This window comes from Endozoicomonas sp. SESOKO3 (genome assembly GCF_024606255.1).
In genome coordinates this window covers 1-4,346 of sequence record NZ_JAHHPR010000283.1, presented here as the reverse complement: position 1 = coordinate 4,346, position 4,346 = coordinate 1, and the positions used below count along the sequence as shown (strand labels likewise).

General features: G+C 47.4%; 4 protein-coding genes and 2 pseudogenes. 3 read left to right on the top strand and 3 right to left on the bottom strand.

Annotation, left to right across the window (positions count from 1 at the left end; all coding sequences use genetic code 11):
* Positions 1 to 39 precede the first annotated feature (39 nt).
* Positions 40 to 1,596: a glycerol-3-phosphate dehydrogenase gene (glpD, locus tag KDK18_RS05240; RefSeq protein ID WP_306670867.1), complete on the top strand. Its 1,557-nt coding sequence runs from the start codon at positions 40 to 42 to the stop codon at positions 1,594 to 1,596.
* 75 nt (positions 1,597 to 1,671) lie between these two features.
* Positions 1,672 to 2,586 (top strand): uridine diphosphate-N-acetylglucosamine-binding protein YvcK, encoded by a 915-nt coding sequence (gene yvcK, locus KDK18_RS05235; RefSeq protein WP_257253708.1) that lies wholly within the window; start codon positions 1,672 to 1,674, stop codon positions 2,584 to 2,586.
* A 20-nt stretch (positions 2,587 to 2,606) separates the two neighbouring features.
* Here yvcK and KDK18_RS05230 read toward each other — a convergent pair whose 3' ends face one another.
* The 3 genes and pseudogenes from KDK18_RS05230 to KDK18_RS05220 all read right to left on the bottom strand — a co-directional run.
* Positions 2,607 to 3,245, bottom strand: a complete 639-nt coding sequence (locus KDK18_RS05230; protein ID WP_257253707.1) for a sugar transferase — start codon at positions 3,243 to 3,245, stop codon at positions 2,607 to 2,609.
* 60 nt (positions 3,246 to 3,305) lie between these two features.
* The gene (locus KDK18_RS05225) at positions 3,306 to 3,467 is read right to left on the bottom strand and encodes a hypothetical protein (RefSeq protein ID WP_257253705.1); all 162 of its coding nucleotides are present in this window, start codon (positions 3,465 to 3,467) and stop codon (positions 3,306 to 3,308) included.
* Positions 3,442 to 3,777 (bottom strand): annotated as a pseudogene (locus KDK18_RS05220) (EAL domain-containing protein); the annotation flags it as partial. The gene KDK18_RS05225 and the pseudogene KDK18_RS05220, both read right to left, overlap by 26 nt.
* A gap of 15 nt (positions 3,778 to 3,792) precedes the next feature.
* Here KDK18_RS05220 and KDK18_RS05215 point away from each other — a divergent pair.
* Positions 3,793 to 4,346: pseudogene (locus KDK18_RS05215) on the top strand (GGDEF-domain containing protein); the annotation flags it as partial.

The window sequence follows — 4,346 nt, the reverse complement described above, 5'->3', positions numbered from 1 at the left end:
GTATATATTCGTAAATATTCGTTTTTGGATGTAAGTGAAATGATGCAGGTGCAGACAGAGGGGCTCTTTGATATCTACGTAATTGGTGGTGGCATCAATGGTGTAGGTATTGCCGTAGATGCAGCAGGCAGGGGCCTGAAAGTGGGTCTTTGTGAAAAGTCTGATCTGGCTGGAGCAACCTCATCAGCCAGCAGCAAACTGATTCATGGTGGTCTCAGATATCTGGAACATTATGAATTCCGTCTGGTCAAGGAAGCGCTGGCAGAGCGGGAAGTTCTTCTTAAAATGGCGCCTCATATTGCTTCTCCCATGCGCTTTTGTCTGCCTCACAGACCTCACTTGAGACCCGCCTGGATGATTCGTGCAGGGCTCTTCCTTTATGATAACCTCAGTGCCCGTATTTCTCTCAAGGGATCAAAATCCCTCAGGTTTGGAAAGGATTCTGCGCTCAAGGAAGACTTCAAAAAAGGTTTCGAATACTCTGATGCCTGGGTAGATGATGCTCGTCTGGTCGTCCTGAACGCCATGGAACTTCAGAGAAGGGGTGGAGAAGTTCGTACCCGCACTGAGGCATTGCGTGCTGAACGAAATGACGGTGTTTGGCATATTACTCTTCGTGATGAGATCACTGGAGAAGAATCTGTTGTTCGAAGTCGCGCTCTGCTGAATGCGGCAGGTCCCTGGGTTCAATCTTTCTTTGATCAGGGGCTGAAGCAAAAATCCCCACGGAAAATCCGTTTGATCAAAGGCAGCCATATTATCGTTCCCCGCATTCATGAGGAGCCTCGAGCTTACATTCTGCAGAACGAAGATAACCGGATTGTTTTTGTCATTCCTTATCTGGACAAATATTCACTGGTGGGCACCACCGACGTTGAGTATAAGGGTGAACCTGCAGATGTGTGCTGCTCTGAAGATGAAAAACGTTATCTGTGTGATATTGTGAACAAACACTTCAAACAACAGATCTCCCTGAACGACATTGTCTGGGATTACTCTGGAGTGCGTCCACTCTGTGAAGATGAGTCAGACTCACCCCAGGCGATTACCCGTGACTACACCATGGAACTGGAGGACGAGGATGGCAAGGCACCGTTGCTTTCTGTCTTTGGCGGTAAACTCACGACCTATCGTAAGCTGGGTGAAGCGGCTGTTGGCAAGCTTCAGCCTTATTTTCCTGATATGAGTGAAAGCTGGACCAAAACATGCCAGCTGCCTGGCAGTGAAGGGTTCAAGGGTGTTCAGGGGTGCACTGAAGAGCTTTGTAATGTTCACCCCTGGCTGCCCCGAGAGATTGCTTCCCGCCTCAGTGGAACCTATGGAAATCTGAGCGGTCTCCTGATAGGAAAGAGCCGTTCACTGGAGTGTTTGGGTGAGCATTTCGGTGCCGGACTCTATGCTGCTGAAGTGGATTACCTGATTGAGCATGAGTGGGCTTACCAGATTGAAGATATTCTCTGGCGTCGCACTAAACTGGGCATTGAGCTGGATGAACCTGGCAAGGCTAAACTGGAAGCCTACCTTGCAAAGAGATTACCTGAACTGATTCCGAATCGATTCAGTAGTGAAGAATCATCTCTGAAGAAGGTCGTATAAAGTCGTATAAAGGTGGATTCATCAGCCATCTTTTATATACAATTTTCTACTACAGTCACAACGTCTAAGTAATACATGCAGTCCGTCAACGCTCTTTTTAAATGTCGTCGTATTGCCGCTATCGGTGGTGGCCATGGTCTTGGAAGGGTTATGGCCAGCCTCGGTTTTATGAAAGGTCGACTCGCTGGTATTGTTGCTACCACTGATGATGGTGGTTCCACTGGCCGACTCAGGGAAGCCAGTGGCTGTATCGCCTGGGGTGATTTGAGAAACTGCATCAATCAGCTTTGTTCAGATAGTCCCAACCTGGCACGTATTCTTTTTGAGTATCGTTTCAAAGAAGACAGTGGAGATCTTACTCATCATAACTTGGGCAACCTGATTCTCCTGGCTATGGATCAGATGTGTGTCCGTCCTATGGAGGCTATTAATCTGATTCGTCAGATACTTCAAGTTGAAACAGACCTTATCCCCATGTCAGAAGAGCCTGCCAGTCTTGCAGCCATAATTGATAATCAACAAATTGTGGGTGAGACAAAAATAGATGCTCTGGATCAGAAGCCTGATCGTTTACTGTTGATTCCAGATATTCAACCGACTCAGGAAGCCCTGACGGCACTTGAAGAGGCCGACCTTATTATTCTGGGTCCAGGCAGTTTCATGACCAGTGTATTACCTGCCTTATTGATGAAGGATGTCGCAGAAGCTATCCAGAAAAGTGATGCTTTGACTGTATTTATCGGGAATCTCACTCCAGAGGTTTCGGCAGTCAGACAGATGCTTATTGATGAGAAGCTGAACTGGATGAAGGAAATGACAGGGGTTTATCCCGACGCACTCTTGTGGCCTGAAGAGCGTGAAACACCGGAAGGGATAAAGTGTTCACTGCTTCATCAGCCCCTGGCCGACCCTTTTCAGCCTGGCGTTCATAGCCGGGAAGGAATGCGCAGAGCGCTGGATACACTGGTAGCGAACCATCTGAATTATTGAGGGCATTAGCCCGATGGTTATTAGCGCTTGCCAGTGACCATAACCCAGATCGTTTTGAGTAGGATGCTAACGTCCATCTTCAGCCACTCAGCAGGGCTGCTCAAAGATAGTGCGTAGGCGTGGTCATAAGCGACGTTGTTTCTCAGATCATCGACGGTTTCGTAGAAACTCAGGTTTACTTGAGCCAGTCCGGTCATTCCGGGGACAACATCAAAGGTTCTTTCGGTATAGAAGGGGATGTTATCTTCCAGCTTTTGGCAAATGTCAGGGGGTTCAGGTCTGGGGCCTACGATGGACATATCGCCCATCAAAACATTCCATAACTGAGGTAATTTATCCAGATGGGTTCTGCGAAGAAAGTGACCTACTTTAGTGACTTGGGGAGCATTTCTTGTTGGCCGGACAGAACCGCTTGTGGCCTCTGTATCGACCTTCACCGTTCTGAATCGGGTCATCAGAAAGAGACAAACATAGTTTTCGCTCTGATAGCCAATGCGCATCTGACGATAAAAAACCGGACCAGGACTGTTCAGTTTGATCATTAAAGCAATCAAGGGGTAGAGAGGCAGTGTAAAAATAATGCCTGTCAATGCTATGGATAGATCCATTGCCCTTTTACCGAGAGCGGTAAGCGGGTGGACATACGTGGCATCTTTCATGTCTTTACTCCCTTTCATCTTCGGCTTTCATTTCATACGTCGTAAACCGTAAACCGAGGATTACTGGCTCACGTAAAGAGTCACAGAGAAGGGGTTGTCGTTTGAGACATAGGGTGTTTCATCAATATTGACTGTATTGACGGGTTTGCCACAGTGATTCACGGTCAGGCAGCGCTCAATTGCCCGAGTAGTTTTTTCAGTTGTCGCTGACGTCGGGTTCATTGGGGAATATCCTTTTTCGGGAGTTTGCAGGTGTGCTTTTCCAGGCTCTCAGAAATTCGGCAAATTCCTGATCAGGAACGGGTTTGCTGTAAAAGTACCCTTGGCCTTCTGTGCATCCTGAGTTGATCAGGTGTGTTTCCTGCTCTTTGGTTTCAACCCCTTCGGCGATGACTTCAATGCCAAAGCTTTGACCCAGTTGAATAATCGCTTCAACGATAACAGTGTTTTCTTTATTTTCTGGTAGCCCTTCGACAAAGGTTTTATCGATTTTCAATTTATCGAATGGAAACTGTTTCAGGTAACTTAGTGAGGAGTAGCCTGTTTATTGGGTATTGCTATCAGCTGTGTTCAAATTTTCTTTGATGCCCGCCAGTCAAGCAACATCATTGATTCAGAAGCCTTGCAAATGCTGTCCATGATCAGGGAACCTTCCATTCAGGCTGCCAGTAGACTGGAGCCCACAATGGCCCGGGAGATTCTTTCCGGGTTAATGGAGCACCAGTCAGTCCACATTGCTGCCATCAAAATACCTGATAAACCTGAGCTTGCTGTGGTAAAGCGTGGCCTTTCCAACTCAGGGTATCGCCAGCTCTCGGACTACATATTTGAACCTATTCGAATTTATCGTATTCCTCTACAAAGGGAAATACCCTCTCATCAAAGCTACGGCGAACTCCTCCTGGCCATTGATACGGCTTACCACGGTCAGGAGTTCATCCAGCGCTCACTGATTGTCATGGTCAGCGGTATTTTCAGGGCCATTGCGATGGCATTGCTGCTCTACCTGATCTATACATTTATTCTTACCAAACCTCTGAATCGTTTGATCGTAAGCCTGTCACAGATTAACCCGGACGCTCCCGGCTCTCATAAATTACC